General features: G+C 70.9%; 20 protein-coding genes. 13 read left to right on the top strand and 7 right to left on the bottom strand.

Annotated elements, in window-relative coordinates; translation table 11 throughout:
* The first annotated feature begins 5 nt into the window (after nucleotides 1–5).
* The 7 genes from recR (at nucleotide 6) to ABZ272_RS26135 (ending at nucleotide 7,323) form a co-directional block, all read left to right on the top strand.
* Complete coding sequence (gene recR / locus ABZ272_RS26165) at nucleotides 6–599, top strand: recombination mediator RecR (RefSeq protein WP_355052561.1); 594 nt, start codon at nucleotides 6–8, stop codon at nucleotides 597–599.
* Nucleotides 600–685: 86 nt separating this feature from the next.
* The gene (locus ABZ272_RS26160; protein ID WP_355052560.1) at nucleotides 686–1,129 is read left to right on the top strand and encodes a hypothetical protein; all 444 of its coding nucleotides are present in this window, start codon (nucleotides 686–688) and stop codon (nucleotides 1,127–1,129) included.
* 254 nt (nucleotides 1,130–1,383) lie between these two features.
* On the top strand, nucleotides 1,384–3,057 hold the full coding sequence (locus tag ABZ272_RS26155; protein WP_355052559.1) for an ABC transporter substrate-binding protein: 1,674 nt from the start codon (nucleotides 1,384–1,386) through the stop codon (nucleotides 3,055–3,057).
* A 97-nt stretch (nucleotides 3,058–3,154) separates the two neighbouring features.
* Nucleotides 3,155–4,162 (top strand): ABC transporter permease, encoded by a 1,008-nt coding sequence (locus tag ABZ272_RS26150; protein WP_355052558.1) that lies wholly within the window; start codon nucleotides 3,155–3,157, stop codon nucleotides 4,160–4,162.
* Nucleotides 4,163–4,227: 65 nt separating this feature from the next.
* Nucleotides 4,228–5,187 (top strand): ABC transporter permease, encoded by a 960-nt coding sequence (locus ABZ272_RS26145; RefSeq protein ID WP_355052598.1) that lies wholly within the window; start codon nucleotides 4,228–4,230, stop codon nucleotides 5,185–5,187.
* 52 nt (nucleotides 5,188–5,239) lie between these two features.
* Nucleotides 5,240–6,226 carry an ABC transporter ATP-binding protein gene (locus ABZ272_RS26140; protein WP_355052557.1) on the top strand — a complete coding sequence of 329 codons (987 nt, stop codon included), beginning with the start codon at nucleotides 5,240–5,242 and terminating at the stop codon, nucleotides 6,224–6,226.
* On the top strand, nucleotides 6,223–7,323 hold the full coding sequence (locus tag ABZ272_RS26135) for an oligopeptide/dipeptide ABC transporter ATP-binding protein (RefSeq protein WP_355052556.1): 1,101 nt from the start codon (nucleotides 6,223–6,225) through the stop codon (nucleotides 7,321–7,323). Before ABZ272_RS26140 ends, ABZ272_RS26135 begins: the two co-directional genes overlap by 4 nt.
* 51 nt (nucleotides 7,324–7,374) lie before the next feature.
* Here the strand turns inward: ABZ272_RS26135 and ABZ272_RS26130 are convergent, their stop codons facing one another.
* Both ABZ272_RS26130 and ABZ272_RS26125 read right to left on the bottom strand, forming a co-directional pair.
* Nucleotides 7,375–7,767 carry a hypothetical protein gene (locus ABZ272_RS26130; protein ID WP_355052555.1) on the bottom strand — a complete coding sequence of 131 codons (393 nt, stop codon included), beginning with the start codon at nucleotides 7,765–7,767 and terminating at the stop codon, nucleotides 7,375–7,377.
* Entirely contained in the window at nucleotides 7,767–8,381 is a 615-nt protein-coding gene (locus tag ABZ272_RS26125; RefSeq protein ID WP_355052597.1) for an HNH endonuclease family protein, read from the bottom strand. Before ABZ272_RS26125 ends, ABZ272_RS26130 begins: the two co-directional genes overlap by 1 nt.
* A gap of 137 nt (nucleotides 8,382–8,518) precedes the next feature.
* On the opposite strand from ABZ272_RS26125, the gene ABZ272_RS26120 reads away from it, so the two are divergent.
* Entirely contained in the window at nucleotides 8,519–10,012 is a 1,494-nt protein-coding gene (locus ABZ272_RS26120) for an MFS transporter (protein WP_355052554.1), read from the top strand.
* 66 nt (nucleotides 10,013–10,078) lie between these two features.
* On the opposite strand, the gene leuA is transcribed toward ABZ272_RS26120, so the two are convergent.
* Both leuA and ABZ272_RS26110 read right to left on the bottom strand, forming a co-directional pair.
* Nucleotides 10,079–11,830, bottom strand: a complete 1,752-nt coding sequence (gene leuA, locus ABZ272_RS26115; protein WP_355052553.1) for a 2-isopropylmalate synthase — start codon at nucleotides 11,828–11,830, stop codon at nucleotides 10,079–10,081.
* A gap of 247 nt (nucleotides 11,831–12,077) precedes the next feature.
* The gene (locus ABZ272_RS26110; protein WP_355052552.1) at nucleotides 12,078–13,349 is read right to left on the bottom strand and encodes an MFS transporter; all 1,272 of its coding nucleotides are present in this window, start codon (nucleotides 13,347–13,349) and stop codon (nucleotides 12,078–12,080) included.
* Between the two features lie 80 nt (nucleotides 13,350–13,429).
* Between ABZ272_RS26110 and ABZ272_RS26105 the strand changes: the two genes are divergently transcribed.
* Entirely contained in the window at nucleotides 13,430–14,416 is a 987-nt protein-coding gene (locus ABZ272_RS26105; RefSeq protein WP_355052551.1) for a MarR family transcriptional regulator, read from the top strand.
* A 2-nt stretch (nucleotides 14,417–14,418) separates the two neighbouring features.
* On the opposite strand, the gene ABZ272_RS26100 is transcribed toward ABZ272_RS26105, so the two are convergent.
* Nucleotides 14,419–14,949 (bottom strand): nitroreductase family protein, encoded by a 531-nt coding sequence (locus ABZ272_RS26100; protein WP_355052550.1) that lies wholly within the window; start codon nucleotides 14,947–14,949, stop codon nucleotides 14,419–14,421.
* 84 nt (nucleotides 14,950–15,033) lie between these two features.
* Nucleotides 15,034–15,819, bottom strand: coding sequence for a hypothetical protein (locus ABZ272_RS26095; protein WP_355052549.1), 786 nt, complete (start codon nucleotides 15,817–15,819; stop codon nucleotides 15,034–15,036).
* Nucleotides 15,820–16,087: 268 nt separating this feature from the next.
* Between ABZ272_RS26095 and ABZ272_RS26090 the strand changes: the two genes are divergently transcribed.
* The gene (locus ABZ272_RS26090) at nucleotides 16,088–17,353 is read left to right on the top strand and encodes an aspartate kinase (protein ID WP_354856481.1); all 1,266 of its coding nucleotides are present in this window, start codon (nucleotides 16,088–16,090) and stop codon (nucleotides 17,351–17,353) included.
* A gap of 5 nt (nucleotides 17,354–17,358) precedes the next feature.
* Nucleotides 17,359–18,420 carry an aspartate-semialdehyde dehydrogenase gene (locus ABZ272_RS26085; protein ID WP_355052548.1) on the top strand — a complete coding sequence of 354 codons (1,062 nt, stop codon included), beginning with the start codon at nucleotides 17,359–17,361 and terminating at the stop codon, nucleotides 18,418–18,420.
* Nucleotides 18,421–18,568: 148 nt separating this feature from the next.
* On the opposite strand, the gene ABZ272_RS26080 is transcribed toward ABZ272_RS26085, so the two are convergent.
* Nucleotides 18,569–19,978 (bottom strand): sensor domain-containing diguanylate cyclase, encoded by a 1,410-nt coding sequence (locus tag ABZ272_RS26080; protein ID WP_355052547.1) that lies wholly within the window; start codon nucleotides 19,976–19,978, stop codon nucleotides 18,569–18,571.
* Between the two features lie 163 nt (nucleotides 19,979–20,141).
* Between ABZ272_RS26080 and ABZ272_RS26075 the strand changes: the two genes are divergently transcribed.
* Both ABZ272_RS26075 and ABZ272_RS26070 read left to right on the top strand, forming a co-directional pair.
* Nucleotides 20,142–20,921, top strand: coding sequence for a phosphodiesterase (locus ABZ272_RS26075; protein ID WP_355052546.1), 780 nt, complete (start codon nucleotides 20,142–20,144; stop codon nucleotides 20,919–20,921).
* Nucleotides 20,922–20,931: 10 nt separating this feature from the next.
* Complete coding sequence (locus tag ABZ272_RS26070) at nucleotides 20,932–21,585, top strand: histone deacetylase (RefSeq protein WP_355052545.1); 654 nt, start codon at nucleotides 20,932–20,934, stop codon at nucleotides 21,583–21,585.
* Nucleotides 21,586–21,752: the final 167 nt, after the last annotated feature.

Genomic DNA, 21,752 nt, shown 5'->3' with positions numbered 1-21,752 from the left:
GGCAGATGTACGAAGGCGCCATCCAGGATCTGATCGACGAGCTGGGACGACTGCCGGGCGTGGGCCCGAAGAGCGCCCAGCGGATCGCGTTCCACGTCCTCTCGGCCGATCCGGCCGACGTCAACCGGCTGGCCGGCGCGCTGCGCAAGGTCAAGGAGCTGGTGCGCTTCTGCACGACCTGTTACAACGTGGCCGAGTCCGAGCAGTGCCGGATCTGCCGCGACCCGCGCCGCACCGACGAGGTGCTGTGCGTTGTGGAGGAGCCGAAGGACGTGGTGGCCATCGAGCGGACCGGTGAGTTCCGGGGCCGCTACCACGTGCTGGGCGGAGCGATCAATCCGCTGGAAGGGATCGGCCCGGACAATCTGCGCATCCGGGAGCTGTTGACCCGGTTGAGCGGCGGCGCGGTGCGGGAGTTGATCCTCGCCACCGACCCCAACACCGAGGGCGAGGCCACCGCCACCTACCTGGCGCTGATGGTGAAGCCGATGGGGATTGCGGTGACCAGGCTGGCCAGCGGTCTGCCGGTCGGCGGCGACCTCGAGTACGCCGACGAGATCACCCTGGGTCGTGCCTTCGAGGGGCGCCGGGCGGTCTGACCCCCACAGATCGTCACCGGTGGGCTACAACTGAGTGGGTCCGCGCGATGAGCGCGGGCCCATCGGCGTACCCGGGGAGGTGGCGGGTGGCGACGCGGCGTTCGGGCCAGGGGCCCTGGGCTCCGGCGGTGCTGTCGGCCGTGCTGGCGTTCGCCTTCGTCGGCGTCCTCGTGACGATCGAGGTGGAGAGCCGGCGAGTCGCGGCGAAGAGTCGCGCGAGTGAGGCCGCGGCCGAAGCCACCGTGACGCGGAACGCCCGGGCGTTCGGCGACGCGGTGGTCGCCACCGACGACCCGACGCCGACCGACGAACGGTTGGCGGTGGTCGCGGAGGGCACCCGGGTCGAGGTGCGGGAGGTCCGCCGGGCACCTGACCTGGTGGTGACCGTGTACGGTTCCGCCCCCTACGGCACGATGTTCGGCAGGGTCAGCGTCGACGCGTGCCACCGTGTGACGTTCCACGACCTGGGCGCGGCCCGGGCCGGTGCGGACGTCGAGCGGTTGGAGGTCTGCCCACCGCCCGTTTCCTGATCGACCGCTCCGGATGCCGTCCGTGGCCCGCGTCGTCCGGTGGCCGACGGTGGCCTCGTCGCGCCCCAGAGCAACGCGGTCGATGTGTCGCTCGATGCGTTCGTCCTGCCGATGACTGTTAGACGTCTGCGCAAGGTGTCGGCTTGGTAGCGATTGCCTGACGGCCGTTCCGCTTCCGGTGTTACATGTCATAGCCTCCCGCACACGGACCGAGCCACAGCTCGGCGTGGTCATGCGCATGACAGAGGTGAGAGATGCAGGCGAGAAGGCTCAAAACGGCCATGGCCATCGCGGCCGTTGCCGCTCTGGCGGTCGGCGCGGCCGGCTGCGCGGAGAGCGAGCGCGGCAGCGACAGTGGCGAGGCCAAGACTGGCGGCACCTTCATCTTCGCGGGTGCCGGTGACCCGAAGAACTTCGATCCGATCTTCAACGACGACGGTGAGTCGTTCCGGCCGGTCCGGCAGATGTTCGACACCCTGGTGAGCCACAAGCCGGGCACCGCTGAGCTGACCGGCGGCCTGGCCGAGAGCTGGGAGCACGACCCCGACGGCAAGGTCTGGACGTTCAAGCTCCGTCAGGGCGTGAAGTTCCACGACGGCACCCCCTTCAACGCCGCCGCGGTCTGCTTCAACTTCGACCGCTGGTACAACATGAAGGGCGCCGCCGCCCAGTCCCAGATGATCTACTACATGGACACCTTCGGCGGGTTCGCGAAGAACGAGGCCGAGGGCGCTGGCGAGTCGATCTACGACAAGTGCGAGGCCAAGGACGACGGAACCGCCGTCCTCTCGCTCAAGAAGTACAAGGGTGCCTTCCCCGGCGCCTTCGCGCTGACCTCGCTCTCGATCGCGAGCCCCGAGGCGCTCAAGAAGTACGACGCCGACACCGTCACGCAGAACGGTGACTCGTTCTCGTACAGCGCGTTCGCCAACGAGCACCCGGTCGGCACCGGCCCGTTCACCTTCGGTGGCTGGGACAAGGCCAAGAACGAGATCACCCTCAACCGGAACCCGGACTACTTTGGCGACAAGGCCAAGGTGGACAAGGTGATCATCAAGGTCATCAAGGACGAGAGCACCCGCAAGCAGGAGCTCCGTGCCGGCACCGTGCAGGGCATCGACTTCCCGGCGCCGGCCGACCGCAAGGCGCTCGAGGGTGAGGGCTTCCAGGTCCTCAACCGTCCGGCCTTCAACATCCTGTACCTGGGCATCAACCAGAAGAACCCGAAGCTGAAGGACCTGCGGGTGCGGCAGGCGATCGCCTACGCGCTCAACCGTCAGCAGCTGGTGCAGACCAAGGGCCCGGGTGGCGCGAAGGTCGCAGACGAGTTCATGCCGGACACCGTGCTCGGCTACGCCCCGGACGTGCAGAAGTACGAGTACAACCCGGACAAGGCCAAGCAGCTCCTCAAGGAGGCCGGCGCCGAGGGTCTGACGCTCAACTTCTACTACCCGCCGGACGTCTCCCGGCCGTACATGCCGAACCCGCAGGAGATCTTCACCGTCCTCGCCAACGACCTCCAGGCCGTGGGCATCAAGGTCAACGGTGTGCCTCGTCCGTGGAACGGTGGCTTTAAGGACGACGTGCAGCAGTTCGGCAAGCAGGACCTGCACATCCTCGGCTGGACCGGTGACTACAACGACCCGGGCAACTTCGTCGGCACGTTCTTCGGCCGGGGCAAGGTCGAGTTCGGCGACCAGTCGATGAACGAGATGTTCGACGCGATCGCCAAGGCCGACGGCACCGTCGACGACGCCGCCAAGAAGGCCGCCTGGGAGCAGGTCAACCGGGACATCGCCGCCAAGTGGCTGCCGGCCGTGCCGGTCTGGCACGCGCCGCCGGCGATCGTCGTCACCAAGGACGTCGAGGGCCTGAAGGCCAGCCCGCTGACTGACGAGCGGTTCAACACCGTCAGCGTCAAGAAGTGACGTCAATCGGCTGACGCCGTAGGCGGAATCGGCCCGGGTTGGGGGTTTCTCCCCTGCCCGGGCCGATTCCGCGACCATCGAGAGTCTGGTGTGAGAGATGTTGCGAGTCATAGTCCGCCGCCTGCTGCAGTTGGTGGTGACCCTCATAGCCCTGTCGGCGCTGATCTTCATCTGGCTGCGGAATCTGCCCGGCGGTCCCGTCGAGGCACTGCTCGGCGAGCGGGCCACGCCCGAGCGCCGCGCCCTGCTGACCAAGGCGCTCGGCTACGACCAGCCGATCCTGGTGCAGTACGGCAAGTTCATGCAGCGAGTCCTCACCGGTGACTTCGGCAACTCGATCCGTACCGGTGACCCGGTCACCGAGGTCATCAGCCGTGCCTTCCCGGCCACCGTCGAGCTGGCCATCGCCGCGATGATCATCGCCGTCGGGCTCGGGGTGCCGTTGGGGTATCTCGCCGCGCGCTGGCGGGGGCGCTGGCCGGACAACCTCACCATTGCCGGCACCCTGCTCGGCATCTCGATTCCGATCTTCTTCCTGGGCTACCTGCTCAAGGACGTCTTCACGCAGAACATCCACTGGTTCCCGCCTTCCGGACGGCTCACCACCGGACTGGACAACACGAACGTCACCGGGTTCTTCGTCCTCGACGGCCTGCTGACCCGGGAGTTCGACGCCAGCGCCGACGCGTTGTGGCACCTGATCCTGCCGGCGATCACGCTGGCCACGATCCCGCTGGCCGTGATCGTGCGGATCACCCGGGCCAGCGTGCTCGACGTGCTCAACGAGGACTACGTACGGACCGCCGAGGCCAAGGGCCTGCGGCACCGCACCATCCGGGGCCGGCACATCCTGCGCAACGCGCTGCTGCCGGTGGTCACCACCATCGGTCTGCAGACCGGCGCGCTCCTCTCCGGCGCGGTACTCACCGAGAAGGTCTACAACTGGGGCGGCCTCGGCACCCTGATCACGGACTCGATCAGCGGCGGCCGGGACTACCCGGTGCTCCAGGCGATCATCCTGCTCGCCGCGCTGGTCTTCGTGGTGGTCAACCTGCTGGTGGACCTCTCCTACGCCTTCATCGACCCGAGGGTGCGTGTGCGATGAGTGACCCGATCACCCAGCCCGGAACGCCGGCGCCGCGCAGCGGAGAAGACAAGCCCCGACCTGGCATGAGCGAGCGCAGCATCGGCGTGCTCGGCGACCGCAAGAAGGCCCGGCTGGACGAGCTGGCCCGGGCGAGCGCATCCGACCGGGGTGGCATCAGCCTCGTCCGGGACGCCGCACGCCGACTCCGGCGCAACCCCGTCGCCATCGTCGGGGCCAGCATCGTCGGACTGTTCGTCCTGGTGGCGATCTTCGCTCCGCTGATCGCGCCACACGACCCGGTGCAGCGCTTCGACGAGCTGACCAGGAACCTGACCGTCGACAGCATCCCGGGTGCCAGCAGCGAGTTCCCGCTCGGCTCCGACCCGCTCGGCCGGGACTTCCTGTCCCGCATGATCTACGGGGCCCGGCAGACGCTCTTCGTCGGCGTGCTCGCCACCCTCATCGGCCTGGCCCTCGGTGTGCTGATCGGCGCGATCGCCGGTGCCTTCGGCGGCTGGATCGACGTGGTTCTCATGCGACTCACCGACGTGATGCTGGCCCTGCCGAGCCTGCTGCTGGCCATCACCCTGGTCGCGATGGCGAGTCGGTCGAGCCAGTGGACCGTGATCTTCGCGGTGGCGATCGTGAGCGTGCCGATCTTCGCCCGACTGCTGCGCGGCTCCATGCTGGCCCAGCGGGAGAGCGACCACGTGCTCGCCGCCCGCGCGCTCGGGGTCAAGGAGCGCAACATCGTGCTGCGGCACATGCTGCCCAACTCGCTGACCGCGGTGATCGTGCAGGCCACCCTGACCTTCGCGGTGTCCATCCTGGACGCCGCGGCGCTCTCCTTCCTGGGCCTCGGCGACCCGGACATCAACCGGGCCGAGTGGGGTCTGATGCTGGGCGTGGACGGTCAGCGGTACTTCGAGGTCCGACCGGAACTCGCGTACTACCCGGCGCTCGCGATCATCGTGGTCGCGCTCGGCTTCACCCTGCTCGGTGAGGCGATGCGTGAGGCGATCGACCCGAAGAACCGGCGGTGACCGTCGTGTGCGCATCGCGAGCGATGAACCACAGCAGTGAGGAAGTGACCCGATGAGCCTGCTCGACGTCCGCGACCTGAGCGTCGTGTTCCAACGGCGGGGCGAGCGACCCTTCACCGCCGTCGACAAGGTCAGCTTCACGGTGGAGCCGGGGCAGACCGTCGGCCTGGTCGGCGAGTCCGGCTGCGGCAAGAGCGTGACCAGCCTCGCCATCATGGGCCTGCTGCCCAAGCGCGGCAACAAGGTCACCGGGGAGGTGCTGTTCGAGGGCGCCGACCTGCTGAAGCTGCGACCGGACGACATGCGTGACCGGCGTGGCCGGGAGATCAGCATGATCTTCCAGGACCCGCTGTCGTCGTTGAACCCGGTCATCCCGATCGGTGTGCAGGTGGCCGAGGTGCTGGAACGCCACCAGGGCCGGGACCGCAAGCAGGCGCTGCGGGAGGCACGGGACCTGCTCGACGCGGTCGGCATCCCCGACCCGCAGCGGCGGCTCAGCGAGTACCCGCACCAGATCTCCGGCGGAATGCGCCAGCGCGCCCTGATCGCGATCGCGCTGGCCTGCAAGCCGCGGCTGCTGATCGCCGACGAGCCGACCACCGCCCTCGACGTGACCATCCAGGCGCAGATCCTCACGCTGCTCAAGCAGTTGGTCGACGACACCGGCACCGCGCTGGTCATGATCACGCACGACCTGGGCGTGGTGGCCGGACTCTGCGACACGGTCAACGTGCTCTACGGCGGCAAGGTGGTCGAGCGGGCGCGACGGCACGAGCTGTTCGCGCACGCCCGGCACCCGTACACCCACGGGCTGCTCAACTCGGTGCCGCGGCTGGACTCCCCGCGCGGCGAGCGACTGCACGCGATCCGCGGGTCGGTCGCCGACAACATCCCATGGGCCGAGGGGTGCGCGTTCGCGCCGCGCTGCGACAACGTCGTGGACGCGTGCCTGGAAGGGCCCCCGCCGCTCGAACCCACCGCCACCGGCGGCGACCTGCGCTGCAACAACCCCGTCTCCGAGGAGGTGGCGGTCCGATGACCGACGAGACCACTGCGCTGATCGAGCTGCGCGACGTCAAGGTCCACTTCCCGATCAAGAGCGGTCTGCTCTTCGACCGGACCGTCGGGTACGTCTACGCGGTGGACGGCGTCTCGCTGAGCATCCGCAAGGGCGAGACGTACGGGCTGGTGGGCGAGTCGGGCTGCGGCAAGTCGACGCTCGGCCGTGGCCTGCTGCGGCTCGTCGAACCCACCGACGGCGAGATCGTGTTCGACGGCACCGACGTCCGAGCGCTCAAGGGCGAGGCCATGCGGCAGGCCCGCCGCCGGATGCAGATGATCTTCCAGGACCCGCTGTCCAGCCTCGACCCCCGGCAGTCGGTGGAGTCGCTGCTGGTGGAGGGACTGAAGGCGCACGGGTTGGCCGGCGACAAGGCCGAGACGAACCGGCGACTGCGCGAGACGCTGGAGGCGGTGGGCCTGCCCGCGTCCGCCCTCAGCAAGTACCCGCACGAGTTCTCCGGCGGTCAGCGCCAGCGCATCGGCATCGCCCGGGCCCTGGTGCTCAACCCGGACCTGATCGTCGCCGACGAGCCGGTCTCCGCACTCGACGTGTCGATCCAGGCGCAGGTGCTCAACCTGCTCGAGGATCTCCAGAACGAGCGCGGCCTGACGTACCTGATCATCGCGCACGACCTGGCGGTGGTCCGGCACATCGCCGACACGGTGGGCGTCATGTACCTCGGCGGTCTCGTCGAGGAGGCGTCCAGCGACGACCTGTACCGCGAGCCGATGCACCCGTACACCCGGGCGCTGATGTCCGCCGTGCCGGTGCCCGACCCGGTCGTCGAGGACCGCCGCGAGCGCATCCTGCTCGCCGGTGACCTGCCCTCGCCCACCAACCCGCCGTCAGGCTGCCGGTTCCACACCCGGTGCCCGTGGGCGCAGCCGACCCGCTGTGCGAGCGAGCGGCCGGAGCTGCGCGACGTGGTCGGCGGGCACCGGGTGGCCTGCCACTTCGCCGAGGACATCGCCGCCGGTCGGATCCGTCCGCACGAGGTCGAGGTGGAGCTGGTGCGCCCCACCGACGGCACCGGCCCGCTCGACCCGCCGGGCGAGCTGATCCCCACCCCGTGACGCGGTCAGGGGCCGTCCGGCACGGACGGCCCCTGAGCGTCGTACGCGCTGTCAGCCCTCGGGGCGGTTCAGCAGGGCGACCGCCACGGCGTGCACCGCGTCCAACCCCGCCGGATCGGGCAGCGCGACCAGCCCGCCGGTCACCACGTACCACTCGTCCGCGTCCTTGTACTGCACCCGCAGCGTGACCTTGCCGTCCGCGTACTCGGTGCGCAGGGTCAGCTCACCGGTGACGACGCCGACCTCGTCGGTCATCACCCCACCCGGGCCGGGCACGATGTCGGCGGTCCGGCTCTGCGGGGCACTGGCGCCGGTCGAGTCCGCGACCATACCGGCCCCCGGCACCGCGGCCGGCGTGTCGCCGGTGCCGTCGGCGGTCATCCCGGCCGCGGACGGGGCCGTGGCCGGGTTCGCCTTGGCGTCTGTCGCAGGTTCCTCGCTCATCAGCAGCCCTCCAGCATGTCGGTCAGCGCGGATTTCTCGGCACTGGTCACCGTCAGCTTCCAGTAGTGCTTCACCGTCACCCAGTCCTTGGCGTACTGGCACCAGTACGACCGGTTCGCCGGCTTCCACTGGGACGGATCCTGGTCACCCTTTGCCCGATTGGAGGACGCGGAAACCGCGATGAGCTGCGGACGTGTGGTGTCGTTGGCGAAGTCGCCACGCTTGGCGTTGTCCCACTCGTCGGCGCCCGAGCGCCACGCGTTGGCCAACGGCACCGTGTGGTCGATGTCCACCTCGGAGGGATCGGTCGCGCTGCGGCCGTCGTACACGCTCTCCCAGCGACCCCCGACCACGTTGCAGCCGGAGAGCTTCACGTCCTTGCCGTCACGTTGCAGGATGGTGTCCCGCACGTCGCAGTTCTTGCCGGTGTCCCGCCAGTGCGGGAAGCGCTCCCGGCTGTAGCCCTTCATCGAGCCAGCGGTGGCGACGGTCAACTGGCCCAACTGCTCGACGGCGTTACCGCCGCCGCCACCCGGCGTCGGCGTGGTCTCCGCCTCCTCGGGCGGGACGCAGCCGGCCATGACGAGCGCCAGCGCCGCGACGAGCGCGGCCATCGACGCACGCGTTCCTGATCTGGTACGCACAGACGACACCTCTCCAGCTTGCGGGCTCCCGGCGCTTGCGCACAGTACCCGGGGGCGGTTTCGGCGTTTCGTGGCGTCTCCCACAATGTGCAAGCAAGATTGGTGGGATGACCTCCTCCGTACCGTCGCCCGCACTGCGGATGGGCACCGCCGCCGGCCGGGGAACCCTGCTCGCCGCGGTGCTCGCCTCCGGCATGGTCTTCCTGGACACCACGGTCGTCAACGTGGCGCTGCCGAAACTCGGCCAGGATCTCGGGGCCAACGTCGCCGATCTTCAGTGGACCATCAACGGGTACCTGCTGACGCTCGCGGCGTTCGTCCTGCTCGGCGGATCGCTCGGGGACCGCTTCGGCCGGCGGCGGGTGTTCCTCATCGGGGTGCTCTGGTTCACCGTCGCGTCGGTGCTGTGCGGGCTGGCCCAGGGCACCGGCACTCTCATCGCCGCCCGGATCGTGCAGGGCGCGGGCGGAGCGCTCCTCACGCCCGGATCGCTCTCGGTGCTCCAGGCCAGCTTCCACCCCGACGATCGGGGTCGGGCGATCGGCGCGTGGGCCGGACTGTCCGGAGTGTCCACGGCGTTGGGGCCGTTCATCGGCGGCTGGCTGATCGACACGCTCTCGTGGCGGTGGATCTTCTTCCTCAACCTGCCGATCGCCGTCCTTGTCGTGCTGGCCGCGCTGCGTTGGGTGCCGGAGAGCCGCGACGAGAACGCCTCCCGCACCCACGGGCCGGGCCGTACGCGCCGCCGCTTCGACGTGGCCGGGGCGGTGCTCGGCGCACTGGCGCTCGCCGGCGTCACGTACGCCCTGATCGACGCGCCCGCGCGCGGCTTCGCCTCGGCGCCGGTGCTGATCGCCGCGCTGGTCGGTGTGGTGGCCGCGGTGACCTTCGTGCTGCTGGAACGGCGGCGCGGGGACACCGCGATGCTGCCCACCGGGCTGTTCAGCAGCCGGCTCTTCTCCGTCCTGAACGTCTTCACCGTGGTGGTCTACGCGGCGCTCGGCGGGTTCACCTTCTTTTTCGCCGTCTACCTGCAGAACGTCGTCGAGTGGTCGGCGTTCCGGACCGGGATCGCGCTGCTGCCGATGACGGTGCTGCTGCTCGTCGGCTCGGCCCGGGCCGGTGCGATGTCGGCCCGGATCGGTCCCCGGCTGCCACTGGCCGTGGGGCCGGTGATCGCCGCCGTCGGACTGCTGCTGCTGCGCGGCGTCGGCCCCGGCGCGTCCTACTGGACCGACGTGCTGCCCGGGGTGCTGCTCTTCGGCCTCGGACTGACCCTGGTGGTGGCGCCGCTGACCGCGTCGGTGCTCGCGGCCGTGCAGGATCGGTTCTCCGGGGTCGCCAGCGGCTTCAACAACGCCGCGTCCCGGGCCGGCGGTCTCCTCGCCGTGGCCGCGCTGCCGCTGCTGGTGGGCCTGTCAGGTGGCGGCTACGAGCAGAAGGCCGAACTGACCGACGCGTTCCGGGGGGCGCTGGCCTGGTGCGCGGGGCTGCTGCTGGCCGGCGCGGTGCTGGCCCTCGTCCTGGTGCACCGGCCACCTCGTGAGGCCCCGCCGTCGCAGCCCTGCCACTCGATGCCCGCCGCCACGCCCCCGAAGTAGCGCCCCGACGTGAGGAAGGGCCCCTTGTTAGCGCCTAGGCGCTAACAAGGGGCCCTTCCTCACAGATCAGCGGCGGGCGCGGTTGACGGCGCTGGTGACCGCCTTGATCGAGGCCGTCACGATGTTGGCATCGGTGCCGACACCCCAGACCGTCCGACCGTCCACCTCGCACTCCACGTACGCGGCGGCCTGCGCGTCACCGCCGGAGGACAGCGCGTGCTCGTGGTAGTCGAGCACCCGTACGCCCACGCCGACCGCCTGGAGCGCGTTGACGTACGCGTCGATGGGACCGTTGCCGATCGCGGTGAGCGACCGCTGCTCGCCACCGACACCGACCTGGGCCTCGATCTCGACCTTGCCGTCGGCGGTGCCGATCGTGTAGCCGGTCAAGCGGACCGCCGGGTCCGGCTGGTGGTCGAGCAGGTAGTGCGTCGCGAAGATCTCCCACATGGCGGCCGGGTCGACCTCGCCGCCGTCGTGGTCGGTGACCTGCTGCACGACGCCGGAGAACTCGATCTGGAGCCGGCGCGGCAGGTCGAGCTGGTGCTCGCTCTTCATGATGTACGCGACGCCGCCCTTGCCGGACTGCGAGTTGACCCGGATGACCGCCTCGTAGGTGCGGCCCAGGTCCTTCGGGTCGATCGGCAGGTACGGGACCGCCCAGATGTGCTCGTCGACCGGTACGCCGGCGGCCTTCGCGTCGGCGGCCAGGGCGTCGAAGCCCTTCTTGATGGCGTCCTGGTGGGAGCCGGAGAACGCGGTGTAGACCAGGTCGCCCGCGTACGGGTGGCGCTCGTGCACCGGCAGTTGGTTGCAGTACTCGACGGCCCGGCGGATCTCGTCGATGTTCGAGAAGTCGATCATCGGGTCGATGCCCTGGGAGAAGAGGTTGAGCCCCAGCGTCACCAGGTCGACGTTGCCGGTGCGCTCGCCGTTGCCGAACAGGCAGCCCTCGATGCGTTCCGCGCCGGCCAGCAGGCCCAGCTCGGCGGCGGCCACGCCGGTGCCCCGGTCGTTGTGCGGGTGCAGGCTCAGCACCACGCTGTCGCGGCGCGGCAGGTGCCGGTGCATCCACTCGATCGAGTCGGCGTACACGTTCGGGGTGGCCATCTCGACGGTGGCCGGCAGGTTGATGATCAGCGGGCGGTCGGGCGTCGGGTCGATCACGTCGATGACCTTGCTGCAGACCTCCAGCGCGTACTCCAGCTCGGTGCCCGTGTACGACTCCGGCGAGTACTCGTAGAAGATCTCGGTGTCCGGGGTGTGGATCTCCGCGTACTTCTGGCAGAGCCGCGCGCCCGTGGTGGCGATGTCGGCGATCCCGTCCCGGTCCAGGCCGAAGACCACCCGCCGCTGGAGCGTGGAGGTCGAGTTGTAGAAGTGCACGATCGCCCGCTTCGCGCCGCGCAGCGACTCAAAGGTCCGTTCGATCAGGTGCTCCCGGCACTGGGTGAGTACCTGGATGGTGACGTCGTCCGGGATCATGTCCTGCTCGATGAGCTGACGGACGAAGTCGAAGTCGGTCTGACTGGCCGACGGGAAGCCGACCTCGATCTCCTTGTAGCCCATCTGCACCAGCAGCTGGAACATCCGCCGCTTGCGCTCGGGCGACATCGGGTCGATCAGCGCCTGGTTACCGTCGCGCAGGTCCACCGCGCACCAGCGTGGCGCGGTCTCGACGGTGCGGGTGGGCCAGGTGCGGTCCGGCAGGTCGACCCGGAACTGCTCCCCATAGGGCTGGTAGCGGTGGTACGGCATCCGGCTGGGGCGTTGCCGGGCGATGGGATCGGTCTCGGCGTCGGTGACAGGTTGAGCCATCTCGGAGTGCTCCCTGGGACATGTGGCGTCAGCAGATCGGAAGGTGTCGGCGGATTGCCAGGCGACGGTGCGCGACGGTGCGCGGCGGTGCCGAGAGGAAACTCAGATGTGCTGGACGGCGCGATGCGACTCCGCGACGAGGTGCCGGCCGGTCAGGCCTCGTCGCGGCGGCTAAGGAGGAGAAGCGCCTGCCACATGACCAGGTCACCCTACGTGATGGATCGAGGGGTGCAAAGGCTGGTCCGGACTATGGGACCGGTGTCATGCTCGGCTTCGGGGCCTGGGCACCGAGCCTCGGCGTCCGTTCGGCCCAGGCCACGGCGGGCACGATCGCCGCCGCGACCAGCACGAAGATCGCTGCCGTGGGTAACCAACCCCAGCCGCCGGTGCTCACCGCGAGCGCGGTCAACCCGGCCGGGGCGATCAGGTACTGCACCTGTCTGCCGAGTTCGAACGCCCCCACGTACGCGCCCCGCTGGGCGGCCGGCGGCAGGGTGGCGACGAGACCCCAGGTGCCCGCCGAGTCGATCAGCTCGGCGAGGATCAGCAGTACCGCGCCGACCACCAGCACCACGACGGTGAGCGCGCCCCGGGTGAGCCCGGAGATCGGCAGGACCAGGCAGGACAGGGCGATCAGCAGGCCACCCCGTCGGGAGGCCCGCGCCGCGCCCGAGGCGGTGTCGGCGCCCCGGCTGACGCGTACCTGGAGCAGCACGATCAGGACCGTGTTGAGCAGCACCAGGGCGGCGATCAGCGTCTTCGGGGCGTCGGTGTGGGTGAGGATCCACAGCGGCAGCACCGTCAGATAGAGCGGCTGGTGCGCGGTGAGCAACCCGGAGAGCAGGGACACCACCATGAACGGGCGGTCCCGCAGCACGGCGAGCCGGCTCATCGGCTCCTCGGGTCGGGCGACCTGCGGCAGCCGGGGCAGTCGCCGCACGAACAGGGCCGTGACCAGAAAGACCGCCGAGATGAACCAGACCATCGCCCGGTACGCCTCGATCGTGTCCACCGCCAGCACCAGGCCGCTGATCACCGCGCCCAGCCCGAACCCCACGTTCAACGACGACCGCTGGTACGCCATCGCGGTGACCCGTTCGGCGGGCCGGAGCGCGTTGATCGAGTAGACCTGCCGAGCCACGCCCGTCGACGCCTCCACCGCCGCCAACGCCACCACCACGGCGAGGAAACCGGCGAAGCCACCCACGAACGGGTACGACGCGAAGAGCGCCGCGTCCAGCACCAGCCCCACCACCCAGACTCGCTGGGGCCCGAACCGGTCGGTGAGCCCGCCCAAGGGCACGGTGCCCAGCAGCGACACCCCCGCCGAGATGGACAGGCCCAGCCCAACCTGGGCGGCGCTGAGCCCCAGCGCCCGGGTGAAGAAGACGGCGCTGCCGGCGTGGAACAGGCCGCTGCCAACGGCGTAGACCATGGCCTGCACGGCCAGCGCGCGGGTCAAGCCCGCCGGCGGTACGACGTTGGCGACGGCGGTACGAATGCTCTCTCTGGCCCCCATGGCGGGAAAGTCAACCGTGTCCCCAAAAGATCGGTCGAGCCTTTTAGGCTGGGCCGAATCCTGCTCCCGGGGGAGGGCACGTGTCCGAGTTGCGGTTCAGCCTGGCGGACGTGGCGGGCGTGCGGCTCGCCGTGTCTCCGGTCAACGAGACGGTCATGAGCATGTGGGCGCTGGCCAGCCCCGTCTACCACGCGGTGCACCTGCCCTGGATCGACCGCGCCCGGGTGACGATGCGTCGGCCCGAGGTGGCCGCCCGGGTCCGACCGTTGGTGGAGCTGGCCCGGCCGCGTTGCTGGCTGCCCGACTTCCTGACCCCGGCGGCCCGACCGAACGTGGAGATGGCCGAGCAGCTCGACCAGATCGCCGCGACACCGCCGGCCGTGGTCGTCCAGGACCTGCTGGCGACCACCCCGCGCCGGCCGCTGAGCCCGTTCGGGCAGGCGCTGCTCGCCGACCCCCGTGGGCTGCTGCCGCAGCTCGTCGACGCGATGCGGGTCTGGTATGACGAGGCGATCGCCCCGGACTGGTCGCGGATGCGGGCGTTGCTCGACGCCGACGTGGTGTACCGCGCCGCCCAGCTCGCCGAGAACGGCGCCGGTCGGTTCTTCGAGCAGCTCCACCCGAGCCTGCGCTGGCTCGGCGACCGGGTGGTCAGCGACGACCCGTTCGAGCGGGACTTCGACCTGCGGGACCGGGGGTTGGCGCTGAACCCGACGGTGTTCTCCGAGCGGCGGGTGCTGTGGAACCTGCTCGAGGATTCGCTGCCGGCCGCCGCGTACCCGGTCCGGGCGGTCGGGACGCTCTGGGAGACGGCCGCGTCGCCACCCGGCGACCGGTTGGCCCGGGTGGTCGGCTCCGGCCGGGCCGCGCTGCTGTACCTGCTCGACACCGCGTCCACCACCACCGATCTGGCCCGACGCACCGGGATGTCCGCCGGGAACGTCTCGGCGCACCTGACCGCGCTGCACGCCGCCGGCCTGGTCGACCGCGTTCGGCAGGGTCGGCACGTGCTCTACCGCAACACCGACGCGGCGGCGGTGCTGCTCCGCGCCAGTCGGGGCGGCTGACGTCAGGCGAGCAGCAGGTCGGCGACCGGGCGGCGGTGCCGCAGGCCGGTCTCGCTGGCGCGCAGCTCGGCGGGCAGAGCGAACGGGTCCCCGAGTCGCCCGACGGCGGTGACGACCAGCGGTCGGACGCCGCCGGGAAGGTCGAGTTCGGTGGCGAGACCGGCCCGGTCGAAGCGGGTGAGCTGGCGTACGTGCAGGCCGAGGGCGGTGGCCTGGAGAGTCAGGTGGGCGATCGCCTGACCGAGATCGTACGCGGCCCGCTCGGCGTCGCCGCCGGTGTGCGCGCCGACGACCAGCGTCGCGGCGTGCCGGGCCCAGCACTGGTCGCCGTCCGGGAGGTTGATCAGGATCCGCTTGAAGTTGTCGTCGTCCCGGTGCCCGAGGGCGAACCGCCAGGGCTGCCCGTTGTCTGTCGACGGCGCCCACCGCGCGGCCTCCAGCAGCGATGCCGCTTCCTGCGGCGTCAGGGTGGCGCTCGGGTCGAAGGCCCTGGGGCTCCAGCGGAAGGCGAGAAGTGGAGTCAGGTCAGCCATGTCGGCAATCGTCCCGTATGGGCGTTTAGCGGCGGAAAGTGGGCTGCGGAGATGTGGGCAAGAGCACCCGTAACGGCACGAAGATCAGGACGTTCCCGCGCTCGGGCTGAATGCCGGGTCGGGAGTCGGCGGAGCAGCCGTGTCCAGGGGTTCCGCATCCACCACCGGGCCCGCCAACTGCACGGTGGCGGGCGCCGCGCCCGGCGGGGCGGCCAGCCGTAGCGTCCCGGCGTCGGTCCGGGCGCCGGTCGGCGTGCCGTCCGGGTCGTAGCAGTAGATGCCGACGTCCAGCGGCGCGTTGAGCGAGGCGGAGGTGGAGTCCACCGAGTAGCAGGCGCCGGTGAGGCCCTTCGGCGTGGTCGCCACGGCCACCGCGAGCGGCGCGCGCCGATCCGTCAACACGTCCAGCCAGTCGGTGAGCGGGTGCTGGATCCGGGGATCCAACCGGCGCGGGATGGCATCGTCGCGGTCGCCGAGGCGTACGCAGCGCGCCGGCTCCGGGTGGCCCGTCGAGGGCAGGGCGCACTGGAACAGCCCGTCGGAGGTGGCGGCCAGCGAGACGTCGGCGGTGCCGCCGAGCGCCCCGCCCGGCACGTCGACCCGCCAACTGCCGTCGTTCGCGCTGGTGAACACGATCGTGCGGTCGGGCTGGCCACTCCGGCTGAAGACGTACTGCGCCACCAGGTGGCGATCCTGCGCGGCGGCGGCCAGGGCGGCCAACTCGTCACGGGTGCCGTCCACCTGGACCGGGCCGGGATCGGCCGGCGGCGGAGGCGAGGGCTGGGCGCTGTCGCAGGCGACCAGGGCTACCGGCAGAGCGAGCACGAGCGGTCCGAGCACGCGGCCGGCCGGGCGGAGGAGGACGGGCACCGGCCCATTCTGGTGGGTGCGGGGCACCTGTGGGCAACGGCGCACAGGGGCCGCCTCCCGGCGTGTCGGGGCAGTTTGTCCGCGTACCCCCGGCCTCTCCCGGACCTGGCCACGCGCGTCGGCCGGACGGCCGCGCGGGCCGGATGGTGGGATCACCCGACCCGCCCTCCTGACCCGCCGGATACGCTCAAGGGGTCTGACACGCGCCGCCGGCCCCGGTTCCGGCGGCGTCGGCACGCTCAGGGTCGCTGGGAGGGAGTGCACCGTCGTGGCACTCGTGGTGCAGAAGTACGGCGGGTCCTCCGTCGCCAACGCCGAGCGGATCAAGCGGGTGGCGGAGCGCATCGTCGCCGCCCGCAAGGCCGGCGACGACGTGGTGGTGGTGGTCTCCGCGATGGGGGACACCACCGACGAGCTGCTCGACCTGGCCAACCAGGTCAGCCCGCTGCCGCCGGGCCGCGAGCTGGACATGCTGCTCACCGCCGGGGAGCGGATCTCCATGGCCCTGCTGGCCATGGCCATCCACAACCTGGGGTACGAGGCCCGCTCGTTCACCGGCTCGCAGGCCGGCGTGATCACCACCTCGGTGCACGGCCGTGCTCGGATCATCGACGTCACCCCGGGGCGGCTCAAGGGCGCGCTCGACGAGGGTTCGGTGGTCATCGTGGCCGGCTTCCAGGGCGTCTCGCAGGACACCAAGGACGTCACCACGCTGGGCCGGGGCGGTTCGGACACCACCGCCGTGGCGCTCGCCGCCGCCCTGCACGCCGACGTCTGCGAGATCTACACCGATGTGGACGGCATCTTCACCGCCGACCCGCGGATCGTGCCCAACGCCCGGCACATCAAGGACATCACCTACGAGGAGATGCTCGAGCTGGCCGCGTGCGGCGCGAAGGTGCTTCACCTGCGTAGCGTGGAATACGCCCGCCGGGCGGGGTTGCCGATCCACGTCCGTTCGTCATACTCGACCAACACCGGCACGATGGTCACCGGATCGATGGAGGACCTTTCCGTGGAGCAGGCACTGATCACCGGGGTCGCGCACGACCGCAGCGAAGCCAAGATCACGATCGTCGGCGTACCTGACGAGCCGGGTGCCGCCGCGCGGATCTTCGACACCGTCGCCGGCGCCGAGATCAACATCGACATGATCGTGCAGAACGTCTCCACCGAGGGCACCGGCCGGACGGACATCTCGTTCACCCTGCCCAAGGCCGACGGTCCGACCGCGATGGCCGCCCTCAGCAAGATCCAGGAGCCGGTCAAGTTCAAGGGCCTGCTCTACGACGACCACGTCGGCAAGGTCTCGCTGATCGGCGCCGGCATGCGTTCGCACCCCGGGGTCGCCGCCGGTTTCTTCGCCGCGCTCGGCGCCGCCGGGGTCAACATCGAGATGATCTCCACCTCCGAGATCCGGGTCTCCGTGGTCTGCCGGGACACCGACCTCGACGCCGCCGTCCGCGCCATCCACGACCAGTTCGAGCTGGGTGGCGACACCGAAGCCGTGGTCTACGCCGGGACGGGTAGGTAGCGCCGATGACGGCGCTGCCCACCCTCGCCGTGGTCGGAGCGACAGGTGCCGTCGGCACCGTGATGTGCGAGCTGCTCACCGGGCGACGCAACGTCTGGGGCGAGATCCGGCTCCTCGCCTCCGAGCGGTCGGTCGGCAAGCGGGTGCGCTGCCGGGGCGAGGAGATGGTCGTCCAGGCGCTGACCCCGGAGGCGTTCGACGGGGTCGACGTGGCGATGTTCGACGTGCCGGACGAGGTCTCCGCCCAGTGGGCACCCATCGCCGTCGAGCGGGGCGCGATCGCCGTCGACAACTCCGGCGCCTTCCGGATGGACCGGGACGTCCCGCTGGTCGTTCCGGAGATCAACCCCGAGCAGGTCCGCAACCGACCCCGGGGCATCATCGCCAACGCCAACTGCACCACCCTCGCGATGATCATCGCGGTCGCGCCGCTGCACCGCGAGTACGGCCTGCGGGAGCTGGTGCTCGCCTCCTACCAGGCGGTCTCCGGGGCCGGCCAGGCCGGTGTGGACATCCTGCACGACCAACTCGCCAAGGTCGCCGGCGATCGGGCGCTCGGCTCACGCACCGGCGACGTCCGCCAGGCGGTCGGCGACGACCTCGGCCCGTTCCCGGCGCCGCTGGCGCTCAACGTGGTGCCCTGGGCGGGCTCGTCCGCCGACGGCGGCTGGTCGTCGGAGGAGATGAAGATCCGCAACGAGTCGCGGAAGATCCTCGGCCTGCCCGATCTCAAGGTCAGCTCCACCTGCGTCCGGGTGCCGGTGGTCACCGCGCACTCGGTGGCCGTACACGCCGTCTTCGCCACCGAGGTCGACGCCGAGGGCGCCCGCGAGGCGCTGCGCAACGCGCCCGGCGTGATCGTGGTCGACGACCCCGCAGCAGGTGAGTTCCCGATGCCGATCGATGCGGTCGGCACCGACCCGAGCTGGGTCGGCCGGATCCGCCGTGCCCTGGACGACCCCCGCGCTCTCGACTTCTTCGTCACCGGCGACAACCTCCGCAAGGGCGCAGCCCTCAACACCGCCCAGATAGCCGAACTCCTAGCCAAAGAACTCCGCACCCCCTAACCCCCCCCGTGCCCCGCCCCCGCGCTCTCCACCGCGTCGATCTTGCACTTCCTGTCGCCGCATAAGGTGTGAAGGTGACAAAACGGCAACCGAAGGTGCAAGATCGACGGGCTTCAGCGGGGCTGGGGGCCAGGGGGTGGGGATGGGGTTAGGCCGCCGCTAGGTGGACTCCGTCTCGGCCTTGGCGTTTTACCGCGTAGAGGGCCTGGTCGGCTCTTCTCAGGGTGCGGTCGGGGGTTTCGCCGGGGCGGGGGAGTGCGACGCCCACGCTGATCGTGCGGCCGGTACGGCGGGCCGCCTCGGCCAACCGCTCGGCGATCCGGACCGCCTCCTCGGGGCGACTCACCTCGATCACCGCGACGAACTCGTCACCGCCGATCCGGTACAGCTCGTCGCCGTGCCGCAGCGCGCCCTCCAGCGCCCGCGCCAACCCGACCAGCACCTGGTCGCCGGCCTGGTGCCCGTACGTGTCGTTGACCGTCTTGAAGCCGTCCACGTCGATCGCCAGCAGAGCCGTACGCCCCGGGGTGGCCGCCGCGATCCGCTGCCCGAACGGGCCGGTGTGCCGCAGCCCGGTGAGCGGGTCCGAGCTGGCCTGCTCCCGCAGTCGGGCGAGCGTACGCAGCCGGTCCAGGCTGGTCCACGCCTGCCCGGCGAGCAGCTCCATCAGGCTGACCGTGGTGGGGTCCGGGTGCAGGGCGCGGCCGTCGGCGACCAGCAGCACTCCGTCGGCGTCCGCCGGCCCGACCGGCACGGCGACGAGCGTGCGTACCCCCGCCCGGGTCAGCGGTCGGTAGTCCTCGGTCGGGGGATGCCCGGCCTCGCCCAGCGTGTATCCGGCGCCGTAGCGGTGTGCCCGTTCGACGATGCGGTCCAGGGCGGCCGGGCCCGCGCCGGCCAGCTCGGCACGGATCCGGGTCTCCAGTTCGTTCGACTCAGCCGGGGACGGACCGAGCTGACCGCCGATCAACAGCACCGCGGTGGAGAGGGTGGACACCTCCCGGGCGGCCTCGGTCGCCGCGCTGATCACGGCCGCCTCGGTGGGGGCGGCGGACAGCGCCGCGGCGTGCCGGAGCAGCTTCTCGCTGCGGCTCTCGGACGGCGGGCCGCCCAGCGTGGCGATCCGCGCCCCGAGCCGGGCCGCCAGCCGCTGCGCGGTCTCCCGCCAGGGCCGCAGGTCGACCGGGTCACTCCACTGCAGGTCCAGTACGCCGATCACCCGGCCGCTCGGGTCGCGTACCGGAACGCACAGCTCGGTCGTGACGTCGGGGCGTACCGGTAGGTAGTCCGGGTCGACGGTGACGTCCGGGACCGCGGCGGCGGTGCCGGTGGCGTACACCCGGCCGACGATCCCGGTGCGTGCCGGCACGGTCGCGAAGACCTGCCACGCGCCGGTCGCCGCCACGCACCGCAGCCGGTCGTGGGCTTCGAGCAGCACCGAGATGGTGGCCGGGGTGTGGTGGGACAGTGCGCTGACCGTCCACCGACAGGCTTCCGGCGCGCTGGACGCCATCGACAGGCGGACGGTGACGTCACGGATGACTCGCTGATGATCCACTCGCACGTCGTTCCAGGTAGGGGAGGGGCTGGATCAAGCGTACTCACGTTTTCCGGAGGGGCTTCCGGCTTCGTACACATGTGCTATCCACAGGCTGTGGACGGGCCTGTGGGTAAAGGTGCCGGGCGATAGCGTGGGGTCCCGACGTCCTGGAGGCGAGCCGATGCTCATCGCGCACATCAGCGACCCGCACCTGACCACCGGTCTGCTCGCCGCCGAGCCCGCCGCCGGGCTGCACCGGGCGCTCGGCCGCGTGCTCGCCCTGAACCCGCGACCGGACTGCGTGGTCATCACCGGCGACCTGGCCGACCACGGCCGACCCGACGAGTACGCGGCGCTGCGCGAGTTGATCGGGCGGTTCCCACTGCCGATCTACCTGACCACCGGCAACCACGACGACCGCGAGTCGCTGCTCGACGCGTTCGGCGGCACGCCCTGGCTCGGGGACGGGTTCTCCGCCTACTACCACGTCGACCACGAGGCGGCGACCATCGTGGTGCTCGACTCGCTCGTTCCCGGCAGCGACGCCGGCCAGCTCGGCGAGGAGCAGCTCAGCTGGCTCGACGGGGTCCTCGCGGGCCGTCCGGAGGTGCCGGCCATCCTCTGCCTGCACCACCCGCCGGTCGCGGTCGGCATCCCCGCGGCCGACGCCATCCGGCTCGCCGACGGGCCCGCCCTGGCCGAGGTGATCGGCCGGCACCGGCACGTCGTGCGGGTCGCCGCCGGCCACCTGCACCGCACGGTCACCACGGGGTACGCGGGCACCGTGCTCACCGTCGCGCCCAGCACCTGGAAGCAGAGCACCCTCACCATGGCCACGGACGAGGTGATCGGCTGGGTCGCCGAGCCGAGCGCCTTCCTGCTGCACCGGATCGAGCCGGACGCCTGCGTGACGCACACCGTCCAGGTCAGCCACTCGGCCGGGCAGACCTGCGGCTTCTGAGGTAGCCGCCATGCTCGTCTGGTACGTCGCGTACGGGTCGAACATGCACGCCGCCAGGCTGGCCTGGTACATCGGCGGCGGCTGTCCACCCGGCGGCCGGCGCACGTACCCGGGTTGCCGCGACACCCGTCCACCGAGCCGGTCGGCTCCGGTCTGGATGCCCGGCGGGATCTACTTCGCGGGCGAGTCCGGTGCGTGGACCGGCGGCATGGCGTTCTACGACCCGCAGCTGCCGGGCGAGGCTGCCGCGCGGGCCTACCTGGTGACCATCGACCAGTTCACCGACATCGCCGCCCAGGAGATGTACCGCCCACCGGGCGACACCGCCGACCTGCTCCCGGCGACCAGCGCGGCCATCGACGCGGCCGTCACCCACGGACGGGCGACGCTCGGTCCGGGACGCTACGAAACCCTCGTCTGCCCCGGTCGGCGTGCCGGCATCCCGATGCTCACCTTCACCGCGCCCGAACCGGCGTCCGCCGTGCCGCACCGGCCACCGGCACCGGCCTACCTGCGCATGATCGCTCAAGGGCTGCACGAGTCACACGGTTGGCCGGCCGAGCGGATCGTCGACTACCTGGCGCGGCGACCCGGAGTCGTCGACGGCTGGCGGCCCGAAGCGGTCGCCACATTGGTCGCCGAAGCGCTCACCGTGGTCGGCTGAATCCGTCCCCTCTGTACCTTCGACCGACGCTGTTCCGCCACCGGTCATCGATTGTTCGTCAGGTGGACCTGGTCCGACGATGGGCATTTCCGCAGCTCTCACGCTCAGCCCGACGCGTCGGTCGCGATCCGTCGCTCGACTCGACCGGCCGGCGTCCGGATGAGAGG

Source organism: Micromonospora sp. NPDC005979, assembly GCF_040614415.1.
Classification (GTDB): Bacteria; Actinomycetota; Actinomycetes; order Mycobacteriales; family Micromonosporaceae; genus Micromonospora.
The sequence above is the reverse complement of the archived record's forward strand: the minus strand, read 5'-3'. Positions and strand labels throughout refer to the sequence as shown.

Coding starts and splice junctions, on each gene's coding strand:
- recR (WP_355052561.1), top strand. CDS start 6: ATGTACGAAGGCGCCATCCAGGATCTGATCGACGAGCTGGGACGACTG.
- ABZ272_RS26155 (WP_355052559.1), top strand. CDS start 1,384: ATGCAGGCGAGAAGGCTCAAAACGGCCATGGCCATCGCGGCCGTTGCC.
- ABZ272_RS26150 (WP_355052558.1), top strand. CDS start 3,155: ATGTTGCGAGTCATAGTCCGCCGCCTGCTGCAGTTGGTGGTGACCCTC.
- ABZ272_RS26145 (WP_355052598.1), top strand. CDS start 4,228: ATGAGCGAGCGCAGCATCGGCGTGCTCGGCGACCGCAAGAAGGCCCGG.
- ABZ272_RS26140 (WP_355052557.1), top strand. CDS start 5,240: ATGAGCCTGCTCGACGTCCGCGACCTGAGCGTCGTGTTCCAACGGCGG.
- ABZ272_RS26135 (WP_355052556.1), top strand. CDS start 6,223: ATGACCGACGAGACCACTGCGCTGATCGAGCTGCGCGACGTCAAGGTC.
- ABZ272_RS26130 (WP_355052555.1), bottom strand. CDS start 7,767: ATGAGCGAGGAACCTGCGACAGACGCCAAGGCGAACCCGGCCACGGCC.
- ABZ272_RS26125 (WP_355052597.1), bottom strand. CDS start 8,381: ATGGCCGCGCTCGTCGCGGCGCTGGCGCTCGTCATGGCCGGCTGCGTC.
- ABZ272_RS26120 (WP_355052554.1), top strand. CDS start 8,519: ATGACCTCCTCCGTACCGTCGCCCGCACTGCGGATGGGCACCGCCGCC.
- leuA (WP_355052553.1), bottom strand. CDS start 11,830: ATGGCTCAACCTGTCACCGACGCCGAGACCGATCCCATCGCCCGGCAA.
- ABZ272_RS26110 (WP_355052552.1), bottom strand. CDS start 13,349: ATGGGGGCCAGAGAGAGCATTCGTACCGCCGTCGCCAACGTCGTACCG.
- ABZ272_RS26100 (WP_355052550.1), bottom strand. CDS start 14,949: ATGGCTGACCTGACTCCACTTCTCGCCTTCCGCTGGAGCCCCAGGGCC.
- ABZ272_RS26085 (WP_355052548.1), top strand. CDS start 17,359: ATGACGGCGCTGCCCACCCTCGCCGTGGTCGGAGCGACAGGTGCCGTC.
- ABZ272_RS26075 (WP_355052546.1), top strand. CDS start 20,142: ATGCTCATCGCGCACATCAGCGACCCGCACCTGACCACCGGTCTGCTC.
- ABZ272_RS26070 (WP_355052545.1), top strand. CDS start 20,932: ATGCTCGTCTGGTACGTCGCGTACGGGTCGAACATGCACGCCGCCAGG.